Consider the following 21,583-nt stretch of genomic DNA (forward strand, 5'->3'; position numbering starts at 1 on the left):
GCCTGCGAGTATAACCGAGTCGGCCGCGTGGCGGCAGACCCGCCTGGCAGGCATCGACAACCAGCCGCCGGGTGCAGCCGCTCGAAAGGAGCACCCCTCGCCCAGCGCGCTAGGCGACACCCACCTGGTTGCGGCCACCGTTCTTGGCCTGGTACAGCCCTTTGTCCGCCGCCGAGATCAATTGCCGACAGAGGCTGCCGATAGCGGGAACCTGCGTGGCCAGGCCCACGCTGACGGTCAGGTACGCTCCGGCAGCCGGTGCCGTGTGCTCGATCGCCAGGCCCAGCACGCTCTGGCGCAGTTTCTCGGCAACCAGCCTGGCGCCACCTGGGGAGGTGTTGGGCAACACCAGGGCGAACTCCTCGCCGCCGTAGCGGGCCGGAAGGTCGCTAGGCCGCGAGCACGAGCCACGGATGGCTTCTGCCACGCGCCGCAGCGCTTCGTCTCCGGCCAGGTGGCCAAAGGTGTCGTTGTAGGCCTTGAAATAATCGACGTCGATCATCAACAGCGACAACTGTTGCTGCTCGCGCATCGCCCGTCGCCACTCAAGCTCCAGGTACTCATCGAAATGGCGTCGATTGGACAGGCCCGTCAAGCCATCGGAGTTCATCAGCCGTTGCAGCATCAGGTTCGAATCGAGCAACTGCTGCTGGCTGACCCGCAGGGCGCGGTAAGCTTCGTCGCGCTGCAACAAGGTCAGGTAGGAACGCGAGTGATAGCGAATGCGCGCCACCAGCTCGATGGTGTCGGGCAGTTTGACCAGGTAATCGTTGGCCCCGGCCGCGAACGCGGCGCGCTTGACCAGCGGTTCTTCCTTGGTCGACAGCACGATGATCGGGATGTCCTGGGTGGCCGGGTTGCTGCGGTACTCACGCACCAGCGTCAGGCCATCGAGCCCGGGCATGATCAGGTCCTGCAGGATCACCGTGGGCTTGATGCGCATGGCCTGCTGCACCGCCTGGTGCGGGTCGGCGCAAAAATGAAAATCGATGTTGTCCTCATGGGCCAGGCCCCGCCGCACGGCTTCCCCGATCATGGCCTGATCGTCGACCAGCAGCACCATCGCCGAATTTTCATCGGCGGCGGCGAACCCTTCGATGGGGAGCTCATTCATGGCTGTTCACCTGAACACTGCCGGCCGGGCGGCATGATTCGTTACGCTTCATCATTGTGAAAAAATTTCCGTCAGACGCCCGGCTATGCCTTCAAGCGGGCGGATTTCCACTGCGGCATCGATCGCCGCAGCAGCCTTGGGCATGCCATAGACAGCACTGCTGGCCTGGTCCTGGGCAATGGTCAGAAAACCCCGTTGGCGCATCATCTTGAGCCCCTGTGCTCCGTCACGCCCCATGCCGGTGAGCAATACCCCCACTGCCTCGCCTGACCAGTAGCGCGCCACGCTTTCGAAGAAAACGTCGATGGAGGGGCGGTAGATTTCATTGACCGGTTCGGCAGTGTAGGCCAGTTGCCCGTTCTGTAGCAGGCGCAGATGGTGGTTGGTTCCGGCCAGCAGCACCTGGCCAGGTTGCGGTGGCTCGCCTTCGCGCGCCAGGCGCACCGGCAGCCCGGCCGCACTGCTGAGCCATTCGGCCATGCCGGCGGCAAAGACCTGATCCACATGCTGGACCAGCACGATCGCGGCCGGGAACCCGGCTGGCACTCTTTTGAGCAGTATTTCCAGGGCCGCCGGACCACCTGCCGAGGAACCGATGGCCACCAACCCTCGTCGCTGGCTCGCTTCACGCAGCGGTGCGGCAACCGGCCTGGGCGTCGGCGGGCGCTGCTGTCCAATCAGCCAGCTGATGTTGAGAATCTTGCGCAGCAATGGCGCGGCGGCTTCGCGGGCGTCGCCCGCACCCAGCGCCGGTGTGTCGACCACATCCAGTGCACCATGCCCCATGGCTTCGAATACCCGGTGCACATTCTGCTTGCGATCGACCGTAACGATGACGATGGCGCACGGGGTGTCGGCCATGATCCGGCGAGTCGCTTCCACGCCATCCATCACCGGCATGATCAAGTCCATCAGGATCAGGTCCGGTTGCTGCTCCTGACAGCGTTGCACGGCTTCGGCGCCGTTGCTGGCCACCCACACCACCTCATGGGCAGGTTCCAGCGCGACGGCACGGCGCAAGGCCTCCACTGCCAAGGGCATGTCATTGACGATGGCGATCTTCATCCGTGAGCACCTCCGATCAGTTCGACTACAGCATCCAGCAACGCATCGTCGTGGAAACTGGCTTTAGCCAAATAGTAGTCGGCCCCGGCATCCAGGCCGCGCCGTCGGTCTTCCTCCCGGTCCTTGTAGGAAACCACCATGACGGGCAGCGATTGCAAGCGTTGGTCACGGCGCACCAGGATGACCAACTCGATGCCGTCCATGCGCGGCATGTCGATGTCGGTGATCAGCAAGTCGAAATCGTCGCCGCGCAGAGCGTTCCAGCCATCCATGCCATCGACCGCCACCGCGACGTCATAGCCGCGATTGCCCAGCAGCTTGCGCTGCAGCTCACGCACGGTCAGCGAGTCGTCGACCACCAGGATGCGTTTGCGCGCCAGGCCAGAGGCGCCGGCACCGCCGCGCTCGACGCGCTCGAGCGTACCGGTGCTGAGCAGTTTGTCGACCGAGCGCAGAATGTCCTCCACATCGACGATCAGCACCACCGAGCCGTCGTCCAGCAGCGCCCCTGAAGAAATGTCCTGCACTTTGCCCAGACGCGGATCGAGCGGCATCACCACCAGCACCCGCTCGCCGATCAGCCGCTCGACCGCCACGCCATACAAGCGCTCGCGCTCGCGGATGACCACGACCCGCAGGCTGTTCTGATCGGTTTGCCCGGCCGGCCGGTGCAGCAACTGGCTGGCGGCTACCAGGCCGATGTGCTGGCCGTCATGCCAGAAGTGCTGCCGCCCTTCTATCTGCACGATGTCGTTGGCGTCCACCGCCAGGGTGTGTTCGATATGCGCCAGAGGGAAGGCATAGGCCTCCCCGCCGACTTCCACGACGAGGCTGCGCACGACCGACAAGGTTTGCGGTACCTGCAGGTGGAAGCGGCACCCCAACCCAGGCGTCTGGGTCAATTCGATTGCCCCGCGCAATTCGCGGATCATGTGCTGCACGGCGTCAAGCCCCACACCCCGCCCGGACACTTCGGTCACCGTATCCCGCAGACTGAAACCCGGCAGGAAGAGGAAGGTGAGCAATTCATCGTCACTCATGCGCTCGACGGTTTCGGCCGGAGACAGGGCACGTTCCACGATGCTGGCACGCAGGCGATCCAGGTCCACGCCGGCACCGTCGTCCATCAGCTCAAGGCTCAGCATCCCGGCGTGGTGCGAGACGCGCAGGCGGATCAGCCCTTCTTCGGGCTTGCCCGCCAACAGCCGCCTGTCTGGCAGTTCGATGCCATGATCGACCGCGTTACGCAGCAAGTGGGTCAGCGGCGCTTCGAGTTTTTCCAGGACGTCACGATCGACCTGGGTTTTCTCCCCTTCGATGATCAGGCGCACCGGTTTGCCCAGGGCGCGGCCCAAGTCGCGCACCATGCGGCTCTGCCCGGCCAGCACATCGGCAAATGGTCGCATGCGACAGGCCAGGGCGGTGTCGTAGAGCAGTTGTGCACGCTGGCTGGCCTGCCAGCCGAACTCGTCCAGGTCGGCCGCTTGCTGACGCAGGATCTGCTGGGTTTCGGCCAACAAGCGTTGGGTCTGGGCCAAGGCCTCGAGCACCTCGCCACCCTGGCCGCTGTCTTCGAGTTGCAGGCGCAGCCCATCGAGCGCCTGCATGCCCTGGCCATGCATGCGCTTGAGACGCTGCAAGGTGGCCAGGTAGGGCTTGAGACGCTGGGTTTCCACCAAGGACTTGCTGGACAGGTCGAGCAGGCTGTTGAGCCTGTCGGCGGTCACCCGCAGCACCCGCTCGCCCCCCTCTACTGTGCGCTTGCCGGCCTTGCGACGCGGCGCAGGCTCAGCATCGTCTGGCGGCTCAGACGCTGGTACAGGCGCCGCCGCCGGTGCCTGGCTCGCCACCGGCGGCGGCGCCATCGGTGCACCGGCCTGTGCGGGAACGGCAGGTGCTGCGCTCGGCCCCCCGGGCTCCAATACGGCGGCCATCAGCACCAGGAAGCCGGGCACATCGTCCTGGGCGGCGGTGTCGCCAGGTGTGGCAATGCGCATCAACAGGTCGGTGCCCTGCAGCAGCGCGTCGATATGCTCCGCGCTCAGGCGCAGGCGACCTTCCTGGGCTGCCACCAGGCAGTCCTCCATCACGTGCGCAACGGTGACACCGGCATCCACCCCAACGATGCGTGCAGCCCCTTTGAGGGAATGGGCCGCGCGCATGCAGGCTTCTAGCTGGTCGGCCTGCGTGGGGTTGCGCTCAAGGGCCAGCAGCCCGGCGTTGAGCACCTGCGTCTGGGCCTCGGCTTCAAGGCTGAACAGTTCGAGCAACGAGGCGTCGCGCATTTGCTCAGGTGTCATGACAGGCTCCGCTGTACGGCAGACAACAGCTGTTGTTCATCCAGCACACGCACGCTGCGCCCGCGCCATTGCAGCACCGCTGCCGTGAAGCGCATGGCGTCGTGAGCAGGGTCCATGGGCCGATCAAGCCGATGAATGCCGTCGATTTCCTCGACGGCCATGACCACCGGGCCACCCTCGGCCGCCAGGATCAGCATGCGCGGCAAGCCACGAGTGCTGCGCTGTTCAGTCACGCTGCCAGGCGTACCCAGCAGCTCCTGCAACGACAGGCACGGCACCAAGGCACCGCGTACATTGGCAACGCCCAACAGCACGCGCGAGCGCTGATGGGGTAGCGAATGCACGGCCTGCAAGGGCGCGATCTCGGCCAGGCATGCGGTAGGCAACGCCAGCCACTCCTCCCCCAGGCGGAACAACAGCATCGAGCGCCCTGTACAGGCCTGCTCGACTGGCTCCAAGTCCGGCTGGGCATCGGTGTCCTGCACCAGTGCATAGCGGTCCAGCAGACGCGTGGCAGCGGCGGCGTACACCTCGCAGTTGCGGCAATGGACATGACGCTCAAGCAGCGGGCACTGCTTGTTGCCATGCACACCGATGCGATTCCAGCAGTCGTCGATGCGCACATCGGTTTCGGCGAGCAGGTCGGTCACAGCCTCATCGTTCATCGGTCAGCCTCCCGACCGGCACGCATGGCACGGCTCTGCAAACGCAGGGCCCCGGCCTGGTCACCTTGGGCCTGCAACAGCGCGGCCAGGTGAACGAGCGCTTCTGGGTGCTGCGGCTCAAGGTACAGCGCCTTGCGGTAGTGAACCTGTGCTTGTTGCAAATCACCTTCGGTGTCGCTGAGCAGGCCCAACCAGTAGTACACCTGGGCCGACGGCGGGTACTGGCGAAGGTAGCGCTGGCAGGCATCACGCGCCTGCTGGCTATTGCCGGCATTGGCATGCTCGGCAATGCTTGCCAGCAATTCGTGGGGGCCGGTCCGGGGGGCTTCGACGGTCTGCCGGTCAGGCACAGGCCCAAGGGACCCGCGCAAGCGCGGCACCGGGGCGCTGGCCGAGCGGTAGCCGGTCAACGGCTTGATGGGGTCGCGTTGAATCGGCACGGCCGGCGCCGGGCGTTGCTGGGTCACATCGTCCTGGCGGACATAGGCAAACGACTGGGCAATACCCACCGGGCGCATGCCAAGGCGAGCCAGCAGGCTGCCTTCGGCAGGCCCGATGAACAGCACGCCTTGAGGATGAAGCAGGCGCTTGAGGGTTTCGAACACCCGTTGCTGAGTAGGCACATCGAAATAGATGAGCAGGTTGCGGCAGAACACGAAGTCGTAGAGGCCCTCCCGGTTGGCCAATGCCGGATCGAGGACATTGCCCACCTGCAGGGTCACTTGCTGGCGCACACGGTCATGCACGCGATGGCCTTCGTCAGCGACATCGAAATAACGTTCGCGAAATCCCAGGTCATCGCCACGAAACGCATTGCGCCCGTAGAGACCCTGGCTGGCCTTGGCCACGGACGCAGGGCTGATATCCATACCGTCGATCAGGAAGGATGCCGGGGGAATGCCGGCATCGAGCAGCGCCATCGCCAGTGAATAGGGCTCCTCCCCTGTCGAACAGGGCAGGCTGAGCAAGCGCAGAGGGCGAGCGGCGGCCAATTTGGCCAGGCGTTTGTGCGCCAGGCCTGTCAGCGCAGTGAAGGACTCGCGGTACCGGAAGAACCAGGTCTCCGGCACGATCACCGCTTCGATCAGCGCCTGCTGCTCGGCCAGCGATTGCTGCAGGCGCACCCAGTAGTCGTCCAGGCCGCTGGCACCCAGTGCCGCGCTGCGCTGACGCAGGGCACGCTCGACCATCGACGCGCCTACCGATTCGACATCCAAACCTATGCGCTCACGCAGAAAATGAAAGAAATGCCGTTCGTTCATGTGCAGGTCCCGCCCTGTGGGTCAGGGTACAGCACTCGGTGCACGGCCTCGGGCAACACCTGGTCGACCTCGATGCGCTGCACCAGACCCAGGGCATCCTGGCGGACCGGCCCCAGGTAAGGTGCGGGGTCATTGTTTACGCCATAGGGTTTGAATTCATCAGCACGGCAGCGCAGGGTTTCAGTGGCATGCTCCAGAATCAGGCCCAGTTGCAGTGCGCTGCGATAGCGCACCAGCACCAGGCGGGTACTGGTACGCTGCAACGCCGGCCGCCCCACGCACAGGGCAGCCAAATCCACCACCGGCACCAACTGCCCCCGGTAGGCAAGAATGCCCGCCACCCAGTGCGGCGCTTGCAGCACTGGCTTGAGGGGCTGACGGGGCAGCACCTTGATCACGTCCTGCACAGACAGGGCAAAACGCTGGTCACCCAGGTGAAACTGCAGGTACAGCGCACCGTTGTCGTGGCCTGCCGGCACGGCGCGCGGTTGCATGTCGATCATCGCCTTCAGACTTTGAAGCGCGACACGCCGCCGCGCAGGCCGGCGGCGACCTGGCTCAGCTCGTCGATGGCAAAACTGGCCTGGCGCAGCGACTCCACGGTCTGGGTACTGGCGTCGCTCAGTTGCGCCAGCGCCTGGTTGATCTGCTCGGCACCGGTGGCCTGGGCCTGCATGCCTTCGTTGACCATCAGTACACGCGGCGCCAGTGCCTGGACCTGATGAATGATCTGGCTCAGTTGCTCACCGACCTGCTGAACCTCGAACATGCCGCGGCGCACCTCTTCGGAAAACTTGTCCATGCCCATGACCCCGGCCGACACGGCCGACTGGATCTCGCGCACCATCTGCTCGATGTCATAGGTCGCCACCGCCGTCTGGTCAGCCAGGCGGCGCACTTCGGTGGCCACCACGGCAAAACCGCGGCCGTATTCCCCGGCCTTCTCGGCTTCGATGGCCGCGTTGAGCGACAGCAGGTTGGTCTGGTCGGCCACCTTGACGATGGTGACGACCATCTGGGTGATGTTGCTGGCCTTCTCGTTGAGGATGCCCAGCTTGGCGTTGACCAGATCGGCCGCACCCATGACCTGGTGCATGGTTTCTTCCATGCGCGCCAGCCCTTGCTGGCCGGAGCCGGCCAGGCTCGACGCCTGATCGGCGGCCGAGGTGACTTCGGTCATGGTGCGCACCAGGTCGCGGGAAGTGGCGGCGATTTCACGCGAGGTGGCACCGATTTCGGTCGTGGTGGCGGCCGTCTCGGTGGCGGTGGCCTGCTGCTGCTTGGAGGTGGCCGCGATTTCCGTCACCGAGGTGGTGACCTGCACCGACGAGCGCTGCGCCTGCGCCACCAGATTGGCCAACGCCTCGGCCATTTCATTGAAGCCGCCCTGAACCGCGCCGAACTCGTCCTGGCGATCCAGGTTCAGGCGCATGCTCAGGTCACCCGAGCGAAGCCTGTCCAGCGCAGTCACGATGAGGCTCATGGGCGAGGTGATGGCGCGCAGCAGCAGCAAGCCACAAATACCGGCGGCCACGATGGCCAGCAACAGTGACACAACCATGCTGCCCTTGGCCGTGTTCACCGCGCTGACGATTTCTCGGGTGGCCGCGTCGGCGGACAGGCGATTCTGTTCGATCACCTCGTTCAGGTGCTTGCGCCCTTCGACCCAGGTGGGGGTCAGCACTTGGGAGATCAAACGCTGGGCTTCGGCATAATTGCGTTCGCGATACGCACTGAGCACCTGGTTGACGTTCTGCATGTAGGCTTGTTCCAGCTTCACGAAGGCGTCGAAGCGGGCCTGGTCCTCGCCATCGCGAATGGTGGTCTGGTAACTGGCCATGTGTTGCTTGAGCCGGTCTTCGAAACTCTTGAAGAGTTCCATGTCGGCCGAGCTGATCTCGCGCCGGTCAGAAAGCCCGACCAACTGTTGGCTGGTGACGTAACTGTCCACCCATGCGCTGCGGATCATCGAGCTGTAGTAGACCCCTGGAATGCTGTCGGCCCCAACTTCCTGCTCGGCAGATTCGATGGTCACCAAGCGCGAATAGGCCGCCACGATCATCAGCAGCATGATGGCGATGATCACGGCGAAACTTGCCAGGATCCGTTGGCGCAACGTCCAGTTCTTCACATTCAGCCCTCAGGGATTCACTACGAGCAGGAAAAATCGCCGAAGTATAGCCCAGGCGTCCTACAGAATTGCGTGTCATGTTCTGACAGAACGCCCAGACAACGCAGTGACCCTCCCGATCAGGCCAAAACTGCACGCGCGGCTCAGACCTGCCGCGCCTGCTTTTCCAGCTCATCGCGCAACCCTTGGGCCAACCCCAGCTGGCGCGCCAGTTCGTCCAGATAAGCACGTTCCATGTAGTTTTCCTGATCGACCATTATCACGCTGGCCAGGTACATCTCGGCAGCGATTTCCGGCGTCTGGGCCGCCCGGGCCACCTCGGCCGGGTCCAGCGGCTTGTCGAGCTCCGCATGCAGCCACTGCTGCACTTCACGGTCACCGTCCAGGCGGGTGAACTCCCCCTCGATCAGCGCGCGTTCGCGCTCATCCACATGACCATCGGCCTTGGCCGCAGCGACCAGTGCACGCAGCACCGCCTGGCTGTGCTGCTCCACCTGGGCCGCAGGTACGCGGTCTACCGTCTGGGGCTCTGGGGTGGGGGTCTGTTGGTTGGCCTGCTGGGCCTGCCAGTTGCCATAGGCCTTGTAGGCAAGCACGCCAAGCGCGGCGAGCCCCCCGTAGGTAAGCGCCTTGCCACCAAACTTGCGGGCTTTCTTGCTGCCGAGTAACACGCCCAGCGCACCGCCGCCAAGCAGGCCACCACCTGCGCCTGACAGCAACCCGCCGAGCCCGCCGGCGCCTGCACCCGTCTTGGCCCCGCCTGCCTGCTTTTCTAGCAGTTGCTGGCCGGATTTGAGCAATTGATCAAGCAAACCCCGGGTATTCATCATGCGCATCTCCACATCATGGAAGTCAGCAGCCAGATTAAGACTTGCCCCACAACACGGCACAGAGGATTTGCTTCCAGATGTTGCATCGCCGGAGGCGGCTTGCCGGTGCCTGCACACCCGCCGCCGGCATCCACGTCCTTTCAGTCGCGCAGGTCCGATTCGTGAATTGGGCTCGACCGGCTGGTGGCCCGCTGGTATTGCGCCGGCCAGGTGGCCTGGTGCCCGCCCAGGTCGTCGTCTGCATGCAACGGCCAGTACGGGTCGCGCAGCAGCTCCCGGGCCAGGAAAATCAAGTCGGCCTGGCCTGTGCGCAGGATGTGCTCGGCCTGGGCAGGCTCGGTGATCATGCCCACGGTGCCCGTGGCCATCTCCGACTCCTTGCGCACGCGCTCGGCAAAGCGGGTCTGGTAGCCAGGGCCGGTCGGAATCTCGGCATTGCTGGACGTGCCACCTGAAGACACATCGATCAGATCCACGCCAAGCACACGCAGGCGCCGGGCCAGCTCGACGGTTTCGTCCGGGTTCCAGCCGTCTTCCACCCAGTCGGTGGCCGACACCCGCACGAACAATGGCAACTCGGCCGGCCAGACTGCGCGAACCGCTTCGACCACCTGCAAGGTCAGGCGGATGCGGTTCTCGAAGCAGCTGCCGTATTCATCCTGACGCTGATTGCTCAACGGCGACAGGAACTGGTGCAACAGGTAACCGTGGGCAGCGTGCACCTCGACCACTTTGAAGCCCGCGTCCAGCGCGCGCCTGGCCGAGGCGACAAAGGCCTGCACCACGTCCTGGATCTGCGCATGGGTCAGCTCACTGGGCACGGTGTGCTCAGGATCGAACGCGATCTTCGACGGCCCGACCGGCTGCCAGCCGCCCTCCTCCAATGTGACGCTGCCATGCTTGCCCAGCCAAGGGCGGTAGGTGCTGGCCTTGCGCCCGGCATGGGCGAGCTGGATACCCGGGATGGACCCTTGAGCGGTGATGAAACGGGTGATGCGCTGCAAGGGGGCGATCTGCGCGTCCTCCCACAGGCCGAGGTCTTCAGCGGTGATGCGCCCGTCGGCCGTGACCGCCACGGCCTCGGTGACGACCAGGCCCGCACCGCCGACAGCGCGACTGCCCAGGTGCACCAGGTGCCAGTCGTTGGCCAGGCCATCGACCGAGGAATACTGGCACATCGGTGATACGGCGATACGGTTCGGCAGGGTCAGCTGACGCAGGGTGTAAGGCTCGAGCAGCATGCTCATGAGGGCACCTCCCAATGGCTGCAAAGTGATCCGGCCGGGCACTCGTTCACACATTCCTGGCCCGGTACCGGTCTGTGTTCAGACTAGACCAGATTGGGTAGGGGGAAGGTTCCATGGGATTTGGCAGTGATGCCCTGGGCGCTGTGTGAAAAGCCTCGATACGCGGTGAGGCTGGGTTAAATACAGCCAGGCCTCTTCTCGAAACGTTTCACACAGATCCTGGCTCAGCGCGGCTCCATGTGGGCGATCATCAGTTGCACGCTTTCATTGCCGCGGAACTCGTTCACATCCAGCTTGTAGGCCAGCTCCACCCAGCGCACGGTCGGGTTGGGCCAAACCTCGCGGTCGATACCGAAGGCGATGCCGTCCAGGCGCACCGTGCCGCACTCGCTTTTGAGCACGACTTTCAGATGGCGCTCACCCACCACGCGCTGCTCGACCAGCTGGAACACACCGTGGAACAGCGGCTCCGGAAAATGTTGCCCCCAAGGCCCGGCTTGACGCAGCGCCTTGGCCAGGTCCAGGTGGAATTCCTCCACCGCCAGACTGCCATCAGACAGCAGTCGCCCGGTGAGGTCGTCCTCGCACAGTTGGCGGCGGACCTCCTGGTCGAAGGCCTCGGCGAACGCGGGATAGTTGGCTTCGGGCAGGGACAGCCCCGCCGCCATGGCATGGCCGCCGAACTTGCTGATCAGCTGCGGATGGCGCGCGGCCACCGCATCGAGCGCGTCGCGGATGTGAAACCCCGGCACGGAGCGCGCAGAGCCCTTGAGCATGCCGTCACCGGCATCGGCGAAAGCGATGGTTGGGCGGTGATACCGTTCCTTGAGGCGAGAAGCCAGGATGCCAATGACGCCCTGGTGCCACTCTGCATCGAACAGGCACAGGCCATAGGGCATCGATTCGTCCGGCAAGTCCCGCAACTGGGCCAGTGCTTCACGCTGCATGCCCTGTTCGATGGACTTGCGGTCCTGGTTCAGGCCATCCAGTTGCTGAGCCATGTCCAACGCCAGGGCATAATCCTCGCAGAGCAGGCACTCGATACCCAGGCTCATGTCGTCCAGGCGCCCGGCGGCGTTCAGCCGCGGGCCCAGAATGAAACCCAAGTCGGTGGAGGTGATGCGCCGGTGGTCGCGCTTGGCTACCTCCAGAATTGCCTTGAGGCCAGGCCGGGCGCGCCCGGCACGAATGCGCTCCAGGCCCTGATGCACCAGGATGCGATTGTTCGCGTCCAGCGGCACCACGTCAGCTACGCTGCCCAAGGCAACCAGGTCCAGCAGTTCGCCAATGTTCGGCTGCGGCCGGGTGTCGTAGCGGCCCAGGCTGCGTAAGCGCGCGCGCAGGGCCATGAGAACGTAAAAAATCACCCCGACGCCTGCCAGCGACTTGCTCGGAAACGGGCAGCCTGGCTGGTTGGGGTTGATGATGGCATCGGCGTCCGGCAGCGCCTCGCCAGGCAAGTGGTGGTCGGTCACCAGGACCTTGAGGCCAGCCGCCTTCGCCGCCGCGACGCCGTCGACGCTGGAAATCCCGTTGTCGACCGTGACCAGCAGCTGCGGTTGGCGCTGCAATGCCACTTCGACGATTTCCGGCGTGAGGCCGTACCCGTATTCGAAGCGGTTGGGTACCAGGTAGTCCACGTGGGCCGCACCGAGCAGGCGCAAACCCAGCACGCCGACGGTACTGGCCGTGGCGCCATCGGCATCGAAGTCACCGACGATCAGAATGCGCTGGCCTTGGTCGATGGCCTGCACCAGCAGGTCGACGCCCGCGTCCATGCCCTTGAGCTGCTGGTAGGGCAGCAGGCGCGCCAGGCTCTTGTCCAGCTCGGCCTCGCTTAGCACGCCACGGGCGGCGTACAGGCGCGTCAGCAAGGGTGGCAGGTTGCCAAGAAACGGCAGGGTCGGGGGCAGCGGGCGAGATTCGATACGCATGGGATGGTTCAGCCACGCTCCCCCAGCAGCCACTGCAATTGCACTTCGTGCTGGCCACGGTCATCGGTCACGAACACCGTGCCTTCGCTGATCATCACATCCCATTTGATGCTGCGGGGCATGTCGGTGGCCAGGGTCTCGAGCACCTCCTGAGGCACGGCCGCGATGCTGAGGTTCTTGAGGTTCTTCACCGCGCTCACCACCTTGCCTTCCCACACACGCAGACTACCGTAGGCCAGCAGGCTGGTGCGTTCGGTACGGCGAGAGCACCAGGTCAGGCGATCGGCATCTGGCTGGCCTACTTCGATCCAGTGCAACACGCGGTCGTCCAGGCTCTTTTCCCAGAGCGCCGGCTCATCGACGTCCGACAGCCCCCGGCCGAATGTCAGGTTTTCGTTGTACCACAGCGCATAGGCCAACAGACGAACCGCCATACGCTCCTCGGTTTCCGACGGGTGCCGCGCGATGGTCTGCTTGACGTTCTCGTAGACATTGCGGTCGAGGTCGGTCAGGTTCAGTTCGAATTTGTAGGTGGTGGACGGCTGGGCCATGGTCGGGGTGCTTCTTGCCTGAAGAAAAGTCGCACAGTCTAACCGATCCAGTCCACGGTTGCGCCGCGGCAGTATCTGCCGCATCGCAGCTGTGATAAAAACACCGCTCTTCATAGCTGCCACGGATGCCCCATGTCGACGTCAAGCAAACCCCTCGCCGGCCTTAAAGTGGTCGAGCTCGGCACCTTGATCGCCGGGCCATTCGCATCGCGCATCTGCGCCGAATTCGGCGCCGAGGTGGTCAAGGTGGAATCGCCCGACGGCGGCGACCCGTTGCGCAAGTGGCGCAAGCTTTACGAGGGCACCTCGCTGTGGTGGTTCGTGCAGGCGCGCAACAAGCGCTCGCTCACCCTCAATCTCAAGCACCCCGACGGGCGCGACGTCCTGCGCAAACTGCTGGCCGAGGCGGACATCCTGATCGAAAACTTCCGTCCGGGCGTGCTCGAGAAGCTCGGTTTTGGCTGGGACGTGCTCCATGCGCTCAACCCACGGCTGGTCATGGTGCGCCTGTCAGGCTTCGGCCAGACCGGGCCCATGAAGGAGCAACCAGGCTTTGGCGCGGTGGGCGAGTCCATGGGTGGCTTGCGTTACATCACTGGGTTCGAGGATCGCCCGCCCGTGCGCACCGGTATTTCCATCGGCGACTCCATTGCGGCGTTGTGGGCGGTGATCGGCGCACTGATGGCCCTGCGTCATCGCGAGGTCAACGGGGGTTTGGGCCAGGTGGTCGACGTGGCGCTGTACGAGGCCATCTTCGCCATGATGGAGAGCATGGTGCCGGAGTTCGACGTCTTCGGTTTCATCCGCGAGCGCACGGGCAACATCATGCCGGGCATCACGCCCTCCTCCATCCATACCAGCGCAGACGGCAAGCATGTACAGATCGGCGCCAATGGCGATGCCATCTTCAGGCGCCTGATGTTGACCATCGGCCGTAGCGACCTGGCCGAGGACCCGAGCCTGGCCACCAATGACGGGCGAGACCTGCGCCGCGATGAGCTGTACGGGGTCATCGATCGCTGGGCCAACGGATTGCCACTGGAGCAGCTTATGCAGGCCCTGACCGCAGCCGAGGTGCCGGCCAGCCGCATTTACTCGGCCGAAGACATGTTCAGCGACTCTCAGTACCTGGCGCGCGAGATGCTTCTGGAGGCGCGCCTGCCCGATGGCAAGGCAGTGCGCATGCCGGGCATCGTCCCAAAGCTATCCGACACCCCAGGCTCTGCCGATTGGGTCGGGCCAGCACTGGGCGAACACACCGACGAGCTGCTAAGCCAGCTGGGCTATGATGCGGCCGCCGTCGCCGCCCTGCGTCAGGCGGGCGCTGTCTGAGCCTGTCGCTGTTCCATTGCCTGCGCCCCGTTAGGTTGGCATGGACGGGTGCCCTACTGGCTGCACTGCTGAGCGTGCCATCAAGCGCTCAGGAGCGATTGCTGTGGCTGATGCGCGATCTGCCACCGTTCAGCGTATCCGAGGGCCCGGAAGAAGGTCGTGGGGTGATCGACCAGCTGTTACCGCAGCTGATCCAGCAGATGCCCGAATATGCCCACAGCACCGTGCGGGTCAATCGTGCGCGTGGCTTGCAGATGCTGCAGGACAGCAGCAGCCTGACCTGTGATCCGATGCTGCTGTGGACTGCCGAGCGCGCTCGCTATGTGCGCTTTTCCATCCCGTTGCTGGGCGTGCAAACCAGCGGCCTGGTCGTGCGCAAGGAAAACCACGCCCTGGTGGCGCCCCACCTCGACGGTGAGGCGGTCGATCTTCAAGGCCTGCTGAGCGACCCATCGCTACGCCTTGGGGTAGTGGCAGAGCGCAGTTACGGGGCTGTGATCGACGATACGCTGAGCCACTTGCCAGATGCCTCCGTCAGCCGGCACTACGGCACGCAGGCCACCGCCAACCTGCTGCAGATGCAACGCTTGGGCCGACTGCGCCTGGTGCTCGGCTACTGGCCGGAAGTTCGCTATCTGATCCAGCAACAGGGCGGATCGCCTGCTGACTACCAATTTCACCCGGTTCAGGGTGTGAAGCCCTACCAATTCCTGCATGTAGGCTGCTCGGCCAGCCCGCAAGGGCAAGCCGCCATGGCCCACATCGATCAGGTCTTGACCCAGCTGCGCCAGACGGTGCTACCGAACCTGTATGCGCATTGGCTCGACCTCGCTCAGCGGGCGGACTACCTTGAACACAGTCGCGCTTTCTTCAGCGAGCACACGGCGGCACACGCCGAACGCCCTGAACAGGACGAGCGCCACGCCGCTGGGCCGATCAACCTTCAAGATCCCCAACCCAGATAAAAAGAAACCCCGGACGCTGGGGAAGAACGTCCGGGGTCAAGCGAAAGCCCTTGGGCTTCCAGCGACAGCAGTGGCCATGCGGGAGCAAAGCAGTGGCCGGCTGTACTGATCAATCTGATGACTCGCTCAGGCAAAGGTTCCCTGAGGTTGCTGACGCTGCTGCAATGCAGCAATCACGCAAGGTTGCAGCCGCCCTTCGGCGATCTGCAGATCACGGTGCAGACCATCGACCATGTCCACCAGCAGACGTTGCTCCTGCAATTGACGCTCGCTGACCGTGCGCTGTAATACCACCCTGGCCAGGTGGTCGTGGACGGTCAATTGCCGGTTACCGTGGCTATCGGCCAGGCCCAAGTGCGCCTGGTAAGGGGTGAGGGCTTGGTTGAGCAGTCTGCAGATTCGTTCCATCCGGATTACTCGCTTGCTTGATGAGTTGTAAGGAGCAGACCTGCAAGCAAAGCGGAAAGTTCTAACCCTTCATGCTGTTGAATGCGCCGTCGGTGCGTTGATGGGTTGCGACCTTTCACGTTCGGACGGGCTGGGCAGTATTTGCAACACCCTTTGCAGGGCCGGGGAAGACAATGGCCATGGCAACTCCGCAATGACTTGCAAGCCAAAACCGCGGGCCTGATCAGCCAGATTGCGTCGCCGGGCACCTGCCTGACCGACGAACAGCACCGGGCAGGCCATCGGTAGCCGCTTGAGTATCGCAATACCTGTGCGGGTGGGCATGGCATGGTCGAAAATCAATAAATCCGGGGAGAATGCGCCCGAAAGGCACGCGTCGAGCTCGGCCTTGTCCTGACAGACCCGCACCCGAAACACGCCCTGGGCATTGAGGGCCTGGTGCAGAAGGATCTGGTGGGACGGGCGCACCTGATGAATCAGTACATGGGGCTGTTGCATGAGCCGCTCCTGCTGGGAGGACCGGCTAATCTAGGCGCGATGACGATCGGCCAGAATAGGATTTTTCTGAATTAATGCATCGAAACCACTGAGGCTCCGGATCGGCCCGACCCGGAGCCTGCAAGGTCAGAGCGGCTTGCCGCGATTGCCGTGCTGGCTGACGAAGCCTTGTACTGCCTTGAGGTCATTGGGCAATACGGTGCATCGCTCTTCACGGCTGAACAGGTCGCTCATGTGCACGGGCAATTCAAGCGCCTTGCCAACGCCTGCCTGCTCGACCGCTTCAGGGAACTTGACCGGGTGTGCGGTACCCAGCACAACCATGGGCGTATCCAGGCTACGGCGGCACTCGCGACCGGCCTTGACGCCGATGGCCGTGTGCGGGTCCAGCACCTCGCCGGTCGTCTCAAACACCTCGGCGATGGTCTGGCAGGTCTGTTCATCGGTGACGGCCAGCGAATCGAAGAGCTTGCGCGCCTCGGTCCAGCGGTCCTGTTCGACGCTGAAGCCGCCGCCTTGGCGGAAGTTGGCCATCAACTCGGCAATCGACGCGCCGTTGCGACCGTGCAGATCGAACAGCAGGCGCTCGAAGTTGGACGAAACCATGATGTCCATCGACGGCGACAAGGTGGCGTGCAACTGCTCCTTGACGTACTGGTTGCCGCTCATGAAGCGGTGCAGGATGTCGTTGCGGTTGGTGGCCACCACCAGCTGGCTGATCGGCAGGCCCATGTTGCGTGCCAGGTAGCCTGCGAAGATATCGCCGAAGTTGCCGGTGGGCACCGAGAAGGCCACCGAACGGGCCGGGCCGCCAAGCTGCAGGGCTGCGTGGAAGTAGTAGACGATCTGGGCCATGATCCGCGCCCAGTTGATCGAATTGACAGCTACCAGGCGGGTGCCCTTGAGGAACGACTGGTCGGCGAAGCTCGCCTTGACCATTTCCTGGCAGTCATCGAAATTGCCTTCGATGGCGATGTTGTGGATGTTCTCGCCGAAGAGGGTCGTCATCTGCCGACGCTGCACTTCCGAAACCCGCTGGTGCGGGTGCAGGATGAAGATGTCGACATTGTCGCACCGACGGCAACCTTCGATGGCCGCAGAGCCGGTGTCGCCGCTGGTGGCACCGATGATCACCACACGTTCGTTACGCTTGGCCAGCACGTGGTCGAGCAAGCGACCGAGCAGTTGCAAGGCGAAATCCTTGAATGCCAGGGTCGGCCCGTGGAACAGCTCAAGCACCCACTCGTTGCTGTTGAGCTGGCGCAGCGGGGCAACGGCAGCATGGGCGAATTCGCCGTAGGTTTCTTCGAGAATTTTCTTGAAGTCGGCATCGGCGATGCTGCCCTCGACGAACGAGCGCATGACGCGGAAGGCCAGCTCGTGGTACGGCAGGCCCGCCCAGGATGCGATTTCTTCCTGCGTGAAACGTGGCAGGTTTTCCGGGACGTACAGGCCACCGTCGGTAGCCAGGCCGGCGAGCAATACGTCTTCGAAGTTCAGGGCCGGTGCCTGGCCGCGGGTACTGATATAGCGCATGGGACAAACCTTTGGTTTGAGCGGCAAGCCTGGTTTACCCGCAGCAGAAAAGGGCCGGAGGCCTCGTTCCTGGGCGGCACGCCTTGGCTTGCCGTGACTATAGGGTGTTCTAAAACCCTACGCTGCGTACGGCTGCAGCGTCGGGGGTGTCGCTGGGGCTCTGTGCGAGAAGCCCCGGTACTCGGTCACGCATGTCCGAAAACAGCATTGCCGGACGTTCGTCACAAGGCTGTTCAGGCCAACCCTAGTTGAGCTGCTCGACGCGAATGCGCACGACCTGGCCTACCACATCCTGCAGGGCCTCGAGGGCAACGATAGCGTCGTTGATGCCCTGCTCCACCACCCGGTGGGTCAACAGGATCATCGGCACCAGGCCGTCTTGCTCTTCGGCTTCCTTTTGCATGATCGATTCGATGTTGATGCCACGCTCGGACAGAATGCTAGCCACCTGGGCCAGCACCCCTGGATGATCCTTGGCCTGAATACGCAGGTAATAGGCGCTCTCGCAGGCTTCGATCGGCAGGATCGGGTGCGCCGACAGCGAATCGGGCTGGAACGCCAGGTGGGGTACGCGGTTTTCCGGGTCAGAGGTCATGGCACGGACCACGTCCACCAGGTCACCCACCACCGAGGACGCGGTTGGTTCCATTCCTGCGCCTGCACCGTAGTACAACGTCGAGCCGGCGGCGTCGCCGTTGACCATCACGGCATTCATCACCCCATTGACGTTGGCAATCAGGCGGTCGGCCGGAATCAGCGTCGGGTGCACGCGCAACTCGATACCTTCGGCGGTACGGCGTGCCATGCCCAGGTGCTTGATGCGGTAGCCCAGGGCTTCGGCGTAGTTCACGTCCGCCGTGGTCAGCTGGGTGATGCCTTCGGTGTAGGCCTTGTCGAACTGCAGCGGAATGCCGAACGCGATCGATGCCAGGATGGTCAGCTTGTGCGCCGCGTCGATGCCTTCGACGTCGAACGTCGGGTCGGCTTCGGCATAGCCAAGCGCCTGGGCTTCGGCCAGCACATCCGGGAAGGCACGGCCTTTTTCGCGCATTTCGGTGAGGATGAAGTTGCCGGTACCGTTGATGATCCCCGCCAGCCAGTTGATACGGTTGGCCGACAGGCCCTCGCGAATGGCCTTGATTACCGGGATGCCGCCGGCCACCGCTGCTTCGAAGGCGACGATCACGCCCTTTTCACGGGCTCTGGCGAAGATTTCGTTGCCATGCACGGCGATCAGCGCCTTGTTGGCGGTGACCACGTGCTTGCCGTTCTCGATGGCCTTGAGCACCAGGTCGCGGGCCACGGTGTAGCCCCCAATGAGCTCGATGACGATATCGATCTCGGGGTTGCTCGCGACTTCGAACACATCAGCGGTAATGGGGGTACCGGTAATCTGGCAGTTCGGGTTCTGCGAGCGCATGGCGATCTGTGCCACTTCAATACCGCGCCCGGCACGGCGGGCAATCTCCTCGGCGTTGCGCTGAAGTACATTGAAGGTTCCGCCACCGACGGTCCCCAACCCACAGATGCCTACTTTGACCGGTTTCACTGTGAACTCCCCATTGAACGGCCGACACCTTTGCCGACCGTGAAACATGCCGTCACCCCATGACGACGGCGTATAGAACTGTGTTACTTGGCAAGCGCCAGCTTGGCGACCTGCGGTGCAGGCTGGTAACCCGGAATCACCTGGCCATTTTCGAGCACGATGGCCGGTGTACCGTTGACGCCGATCGACTGCCCCAGCTGGAACTGCTTGCTGACCGGGTTGGTGCACTTGGCTGCCTTGATTTCATCACCCTCGACCATCTTGTCCATGGCTTTGCGACGGTCGCTGGAGCACCACACCGCCTGCAATTGCTGGTCGCCGGCCGAGCCCAGGCCCTGACGCGGGAAGGCGACGTAACGCACTTCGATACCGCGGCGGTTGAGTTCGGGCACTTCGGCATGCAGCTTGTGGCAGTACGGGCACGTGGTGTCGGTGAAGACGGTGATATGGGACTTGGTTTCGCCCTTGGCCGGATACACCACCATCTCACCTGCCGGAATGCCATTGATGAGCTTGGCTATGCCCAGGCGCTCGGCTTTTTCGGTCAGGTTGACGGGCTTGCCGTCCTGGATCTGGAACAGGTAGCCCTGCATCACGAACTGGCCATCAGCGCTGGCGTACAGCACACGCCCGCCTTGCAGCTTGACTTCGTACAGGCCGCTGACCGGGCTGCTGGCCACGCTCTCGACAGGCACTTCCAGGGACAGGTTCTGCAATGACTTGCGAATGGCCTGCTCGGCGCCGACTGGCGTATCGGGCGCCGCAGCCACGGCAAAGGTGCTGGCCAGCGCCAAGGCGGCGGCGGCGAAAAACGGGGTCACGCGCATGGATACTCCTGAGGGCGGACAGGGGCCGCAGAGCGTCACCTGAGTAAAACGACGAGGTGACTGGGCGGCCCTTGGTGCTAACCGCCCAAGCCTACCACATCACGCCTGGCTTGAAGCCGCCGCAGACTGCCGGTTGGGCGAACATGAAAAACATTCATCCGCGTGGATGGTGCTCGGCGTGCAGTTGCTGCAACCGTGCCTTGGCCACGTGGGTGTAGATCTGCGTGGTCGACAAATCGCTGTGGCCCAGCAACAGCTGCACCACGCGAAGGTCCGCACCGTGGTTGAGCAGGTGCGTGGCGAATGCGTGTCGCAGCGTATGCGGCGACAAGGCCTTGTCGATGCCCGCCATCTGGGCATGGTGCTTGATGCGATGCCAGAAGGTCTGCCGGGTCATCTGCTCGCCGCGCAGGCTAGGGAACAGCACATCGCTGGGACGGCCGTTGAGCAATTCGGCACGGCCGTGGCGCAGGTAGCGCTCCAGCCACACCACCGCCTCCTCGCCCATGGGCACCAGCCGCTCCTTGCTGCCTTTGCCCATCACCCTGAGTACGCCCTGGCGCAGATTGACCTGATCGAGCGTGAGGCTGACCAGCTCGGTGACGCGCAGGCCGCAGGCATACAGCACTTCGAGCATGGCGCGGTCGCGCTGGCCGATGGCCTCGCCAAGCTCCGGGGCTTGCAACAAGGCTTCCACATCGGCCTCGGACAGCGACTTGGGCAGCGGTTTGCCCAGTTGTGGCATGTCTACCTGAAGCGTCGGGTCGATGGCGATGAGCTTTTCGCGCAGCAGGTAGCGGAAGAAACCGCGTAGCCCGGACAGGAAACGTGCGGTCGAGCGCGGCTTGTAGCCTTGGTCCAGGCGCCAGGCCAGGTGGTCGAGAATCAGTTCGCGGCCCGCATCGGGGAGGTTGACCGAGTGTGCTTGTAGCCAGCCGTTGAACAGGGCGAGGTCGCTGCGGTAAGAGGTGCGAGTATTGTCGGACAATCCCTTTTCGAGCCACAGGGCGTCCAGGAATTGATCGATGAGCGGGTGGTCCAGGGCGGGCATGCTGGGGGCTATTTGCGGCTGTGGGGGCGGTAGTGTTTCATAGCGATTGGCGGGTTGTCTGTATTTGGGGTGGGCTGGCTTGCAGTGCTTATCGAGGTTCGCGGGTTTTTATGGACCGGCGGCGAAGGGGGCGCGGTGAGATTAAATAGTCGGTATGAACGTTTGAGCGCCTAAACGCCTTGGGGCCTTGGCGCCTTGGCTTGGGCGCATGTGGAAAGTTGGTATTCATTGGCGAGGGGGGGCGCACAGTCACCCTTCCGCCCTTACGGCGGCTCACTTTTTGTCTTGTCAAAAAGTAAGCAAAAACCGCCTGCTCCT

19 protein-coding genes are annotated in these 21,583 nt (G+C 63.7%); 2 read left to right on the forward strand and 17 right to left on the reverse strand.

Going from position 1 to position 21,583, the window contains the following annotated elements; translation table 11 throughout:
* Positions 1 to 109 precede the first annotated feature (109 nt).
* The 11 genes from B2Y33_RS10885 to B2Y33_RS10935 form a co-directional block, all read right to left on the reverse strand.
* Positions 110 to 1,114: a response regulator gene (locus B2Y33_RS10885; protein ID WP_206405455.1), complete on the reverse strand. Its 1,005-nt coding sequence runs from the start codon at positions 1,112 to 1,114 to the stop codon at positions 110 to 112.
* 51 nt (positions 1,115 to 1,165) lie between these two features.
* On the reverse strand, positions 1,166 to 2,179 hold the full coding sequence (locus tag B2Y33_RS10890; RefSeq protein ID WP_027913836.1) for a chemotaxis response regulator protein-glutamate methylesterase: 1,014 nt from the start codon (positions 2,177 to 2,179) through the stop codon (positions 1,166 to 1,168).
* Positions 2,176 to 4,479 (reverse strand): hybrid sensor histidine kinase/response regulator, encoded by a 2,304-nt coding sequence (locus B2Y33_RS10895; protein WP_206405456.1) that lies wholly within the window; start codon positions 4,477 to 4,479, stop codon positions 2,176 to 2,178. The genes B2Y33_RS10890 and B2Y33_RS10895 overlap by 4 nt, the downstream gene beginning before the upstream one ends.
* A complete protein-coding gene (locus B2Y33_RS10900) occupies positions 4,476 to 5,144 on the reverse strand; it encodes a chemotaxis protein CheW (protein ID WP_028686909.1) in 669 nt (222 codons plus the stop codon). The genes B2Y33_RS10895 and B2Y33_RS10900 overlap by 4 nt, the downstream gene beginning before the upstream one ends.
* Positions 5,141 to 6,406, reverse strand: a complete 1,266-nt coding sequence (locus B2Y33_RS10905; protein ID WP_028686910.1) for a CheR family methyltransferase — start codon at positions 6,404 to 6,406, stop codon at positions 5,141 to 5,143. The genes B2Y33_RS10900 and B2Y33_RS10905 overlap by 4 nt, the downstream gene beginning before the upstream one ends.
* Positions 6,403 to 6,909 carry a chemotaxis protein CheW gene (locus tag B2Y33_RS10910; protein ID WP_028686911.1) on the reverse strand — a complete coding sequence of 169 codons (507 nt, stop codon included), beginning with the start codon at positions 6,907 to 6,909 and terminating at the stop codon, positions 6,403 to 6,405. The genes B2Y33_RS10905 and B2Y33_RS10910 overlap by 4 nt, the downstream gene beginning before the upstream one ends.
* Before the next feature lie 5 nt (positions 6,910 to 6,914).
* Positions 6,915 to 8,537 carry a methyl-accepting chemotaxis protein gene (locus B2Y33_RS10915; RefSeq protein ID WP_027913831.1) on the reverse strand — a complete coding sequence of 541 codons (1,623 nt, stop codon included), beginning with the start codon at positions 8,535 to 8,537 and terminating at the stop codon, positions 6,915 to 6,917.
* Between the two features lie 143 nt (positions 8,538 to 8,680).
* Positions 8,681 to 9,364: a tellurite resistance TerB family protein gene (locus B2Y33_RS10920; RefSeq protein WP_206405485.1), complete on the reverse strand. Its 684-nt coding sequence runs from the start codon at positions 9,362 to 9,364 to the stop codon at positions 8,681 to 8,683.
* 143 nt (positions 9,365 to 9,507) lie between these two features.
* Positions 9,508 to 10,614, reverse strand: a complete 1,107-nt coding sequence (locus B2Y33_RS10925; protein ID WP_028686914.1) for an NADH:flavin oxidoreductase/NADH oxidase — start codon at positions 10,612 to 10,614, stop codon at positions 9,508 to 9,510.
* 224 nt (positions 10,615 to 10,838) lie between these two features.
* A complete protein-coding gene (gene recJ, locus B2Y33_RS10930; RefSeq protein WP_206405457.1) occupies positions 10,839 to 12,548 on the reverse strand; it encodes a single-stranded-DNA-specific exonuclease RecJ in 1,710 nt (569 codons plus the stop codon).
* Positions 12,549 to 12,556: 8 nt separating this feature from the next.
* On the reverse strand, positions 12,557 to 13,099 hold the full coding sequence (locus tag B2Y33_RS10935; RefSeq protein WP_023534041.1) for a YaeQ family protein: 543 nt from the start codon (positions 13,097 to 13,099) through the stop codon (positions 12,557 to 12,559).
* Between the two features lie 132 nt (positions 13,100 to 13,231).
* Here B2Y33_RS10935 and B2Y33_RS10940 point away from each other — a divergent pair, with 132 nt between their 5' ends.
* Together B2Y33_RS10940 and B2Y33_RS10945 are read left to right on the forward strand one after the other, a co-directional pair.
* A complete protein-coding gene (locus B2Y33_RS10940) occupies positions 13,232 to 14,431 on the forward strand; it encodes a CaiB/BaiF CoA transferase family protein (RefSeq protein WP_206405458.1) in 1,200 nt (399 codons plus the stop codon).
* A gap of 2 nt (positions 14,432 to 14,433) precedes the next feature.
* Positions 14,434 to 15,396: a TIGR02285 family protein gene (locus tag B2Y33_RS10945; protein WP_371259660.1), complete on the forward strand. Its 963-nt coding sequence runs from the start codon at positions 14,434 to 14,436 to the stop codon at positions 15,394 to 15,396.
* Positions 15,397 to 15,522: 126 nt separating this feature from the next.
* Here the strand turns inward: B2Y33_RS10945 and B2Y33_RS10950 are convergent, their stop codons facing one another.
* The 6 genes from B2Y33_RS10950 to xerD all read right to left on the reverse strand — a co-directional run bounded on the left by B2Y33_RS10950 (position 15,523) and on the right by xerD (position 21,265).
* On the reverse strand, positions 15,523 to 15,804 hold the full coding sequence (locus tag B2Y33_RS10950; RefSeq protein WP_023534040.1) for a DUF3509 domain-containing protein: 282 nt from the start codon (positions 15,802 to 15,804) through the stop codon (positions 15,523 to 15,525).
* Between the two features lie 69 nt (positions 15,805 to 15,873).
* The gene (locus tag B2Y33_RS10955) at positions 15,874 to 16,302 is read right to left on the reverse strand and encodes a response regulator transcription factor (protein ID WP_028686916.1); all 429 of its coding nucleotides are present in this window, start codon (positions 16,300 to 16,302) and stop codon (positions 15,874 to 15,876) included.
* Between the two features lie 126 nt (positions 16,303 to 16,428).
* Positions 16,429 to 17,838, reverse strand: coding sequence for a threonine synthase (gene thrC, locus B2Y33_RS10960; RefSeq protein WP_206405459.1), 1,410 nt, complete (start codon positions 17,836 to 17,838; stop codon positions 16,429 to 16,431).
* 244 nt (positions 17,839 to 18,082) lie between these two features.
* On the reverse strand, positions 18,083 to 19,387 hold the full coding sequence (locus B2Y33_RS10965; RefSeq protein WP_023534107.1) for a homoserine dehydrogenase: 1,305 nt from the start codon (positions 19,385 to 19,387) through the stop codon (positions 18,083 to 18,085).
* 83 nt (positions 19,388 to 19,470) lie between these two features.
* Positions 19,471 to 20,214 (reverse strand): thioredoxin fold domain-containing protein, encoded by a 744-nt coding sequence (locus tag B2Y33_RS10970; protein WP_027913823.1) that lies wholly within the window; start codon positions 20,212 to 20,214, stop codon positions 19,471 to 19,473.
* A gap of 154 nt (positions 20,215 to 20,368) precedes the next feature.
* Positions 20,369 to 21,265 carry a site-specific tyrosine recombinase XerD gene (gene xerD / locus B2Y33_RS10975; protein WP_027913822.1) on the reverse strand — a complete coding sequence of 299 codons (897 nt, stop codon included), beginning with the start codon at positions 21,263 to 21,265 and terminating at the stop codon, positions 20,369 to 20,371.
* Between the last annotated feature and the right edge of the window lie 318 nt (positions 21,266 to 21,583).

It is taken from the genome of Pseudomonas sp. UBA5666 (assembly GCF_002420785.1).
Lineage (GTDB): Bacteria > Pseudomonadota > Gammaproteobacteria > Pseudomonadales > Pseudomonadaceae > Aquipseudomonas > Aquipseudomonas fulva.

Excerpts from the sequence above, each read along its gene's own strand:
- B2Y33_RS10885 (WP_206405455.1), bottom strand. The coding sequence starts at position 1,114 with ATGAATGAGCTCCCCATCGAAGGGTTCGCCGCCGCCGATGAAAATTCG.
- B2Y33_RS10890 (WP_027913836.1), bottom strand. The coding sequence starts at position 2,179 with ATGAAGATCGCCATCGTCAATGACATGCCCTTGGCAGTGGAGGCCTTG.
- B2Y33_RS10895 (WP_206405456.1), bottom strand. The coding sequence starts at position 4,479 with ATGACACCTGAGCAAATGCGCGACGCCTCGTTGCTCGAACTGTTCAGC.
- B2Y33_RS10900 (WP_028686909.1), bottom strand. The coding sequence starts at position 5,144 with ATGAACGATGAGGCTGTGACCGACCTGCTCGCCGAAACCGATGTGCGC.
- B2Y33_RS10905 (WP_028686910.1), bottom strand. The coding sequence starts at position 6,406 with ATGAACGAACGGCATTTCTTTCATTTTCTGCGTGAGCGCATAGGTTTG.
- B2Y33_RS10910 (WP_028686911.1), bottom strand. The coding sequence starts at position 6,909 with ATGATCGACATGCAACCGCGCGCCGTGCCGGCAGGCCACGACAACGGT.
- B2Y33_RS10920 (WP_206405485.1), bottom strand. The coding sequence starts at position 9,364 with ATGAATACCCGGGGTTTGCTTGATCAATTGCTCAAATCCGGCCAGCAA.
- B2Y33_RS10925 (WP_028686914.1), bottom strand. The coding sequence starts at position 10,614 with ATGAGCATGCTGCTCGAGCCTTACACCCTGCGTCAGCTGACCCTGCCG.
- recJ (WP_206405457.1), bottom strand. The coding sequence starts at position 12,548 with ATGCGTATCGAATCTCGCCCGCTGCCCCCGACCCTGCCGTTTCTTGGC.
- B2Y33_RS10935 (WP_023534041.1), bottom strand. The coding sequence starts at position 13,099 with ATGGCCCAGCCGTCCACCACCTACAAATTCGAACTGAACCTGACCGAC.
- B2Y33_RS10940 (WP_206405458.1), top strand. The coding sequence starts at position 13,232 with ATGTCGACGTCAAGCAAACCCCTCGCCGGCCTTAAAGTGGTCGAGCTC.
- B2Y33_RS10950 (WP_023534040.1), bottom strand. The coding sequence starts at position 15,804 with ATGGAACGAATCTGCAGACTGCTCAACCAAGCCCTCACCCCTTACCAG.
- B2Y33_RS10955 (WP_028686916.1), bottom strand. The coding sequence starts at position 16,302 with ATGCAACAGCCCCATGTACTGATTCATCAGGTGCGCCCGTCCCACCAG.
- thrC (WP_206405459.1), bottom strand. The coding sequence starts at position 17,838 with ATGCGCTATATCAGTACCCGCGGCCAGGCACCGGCCCTGAACTTCGAA.
- B2Y33_RS10970 (WP_027913823.1), bottom strand. The coding sequence starts at position 20,214 with ATGCGCGTGACCCCGTTTTTCGCCGCCGCCGCCTTGGCGCTGGCCAGC.
- xerD (WP_027913822.1), bottom strand. The coding sequence starts at position 21,265 with ATGCCCGCCCTGGACCACCCGCTCATCGATCAATTCCTGGACGCCCTG.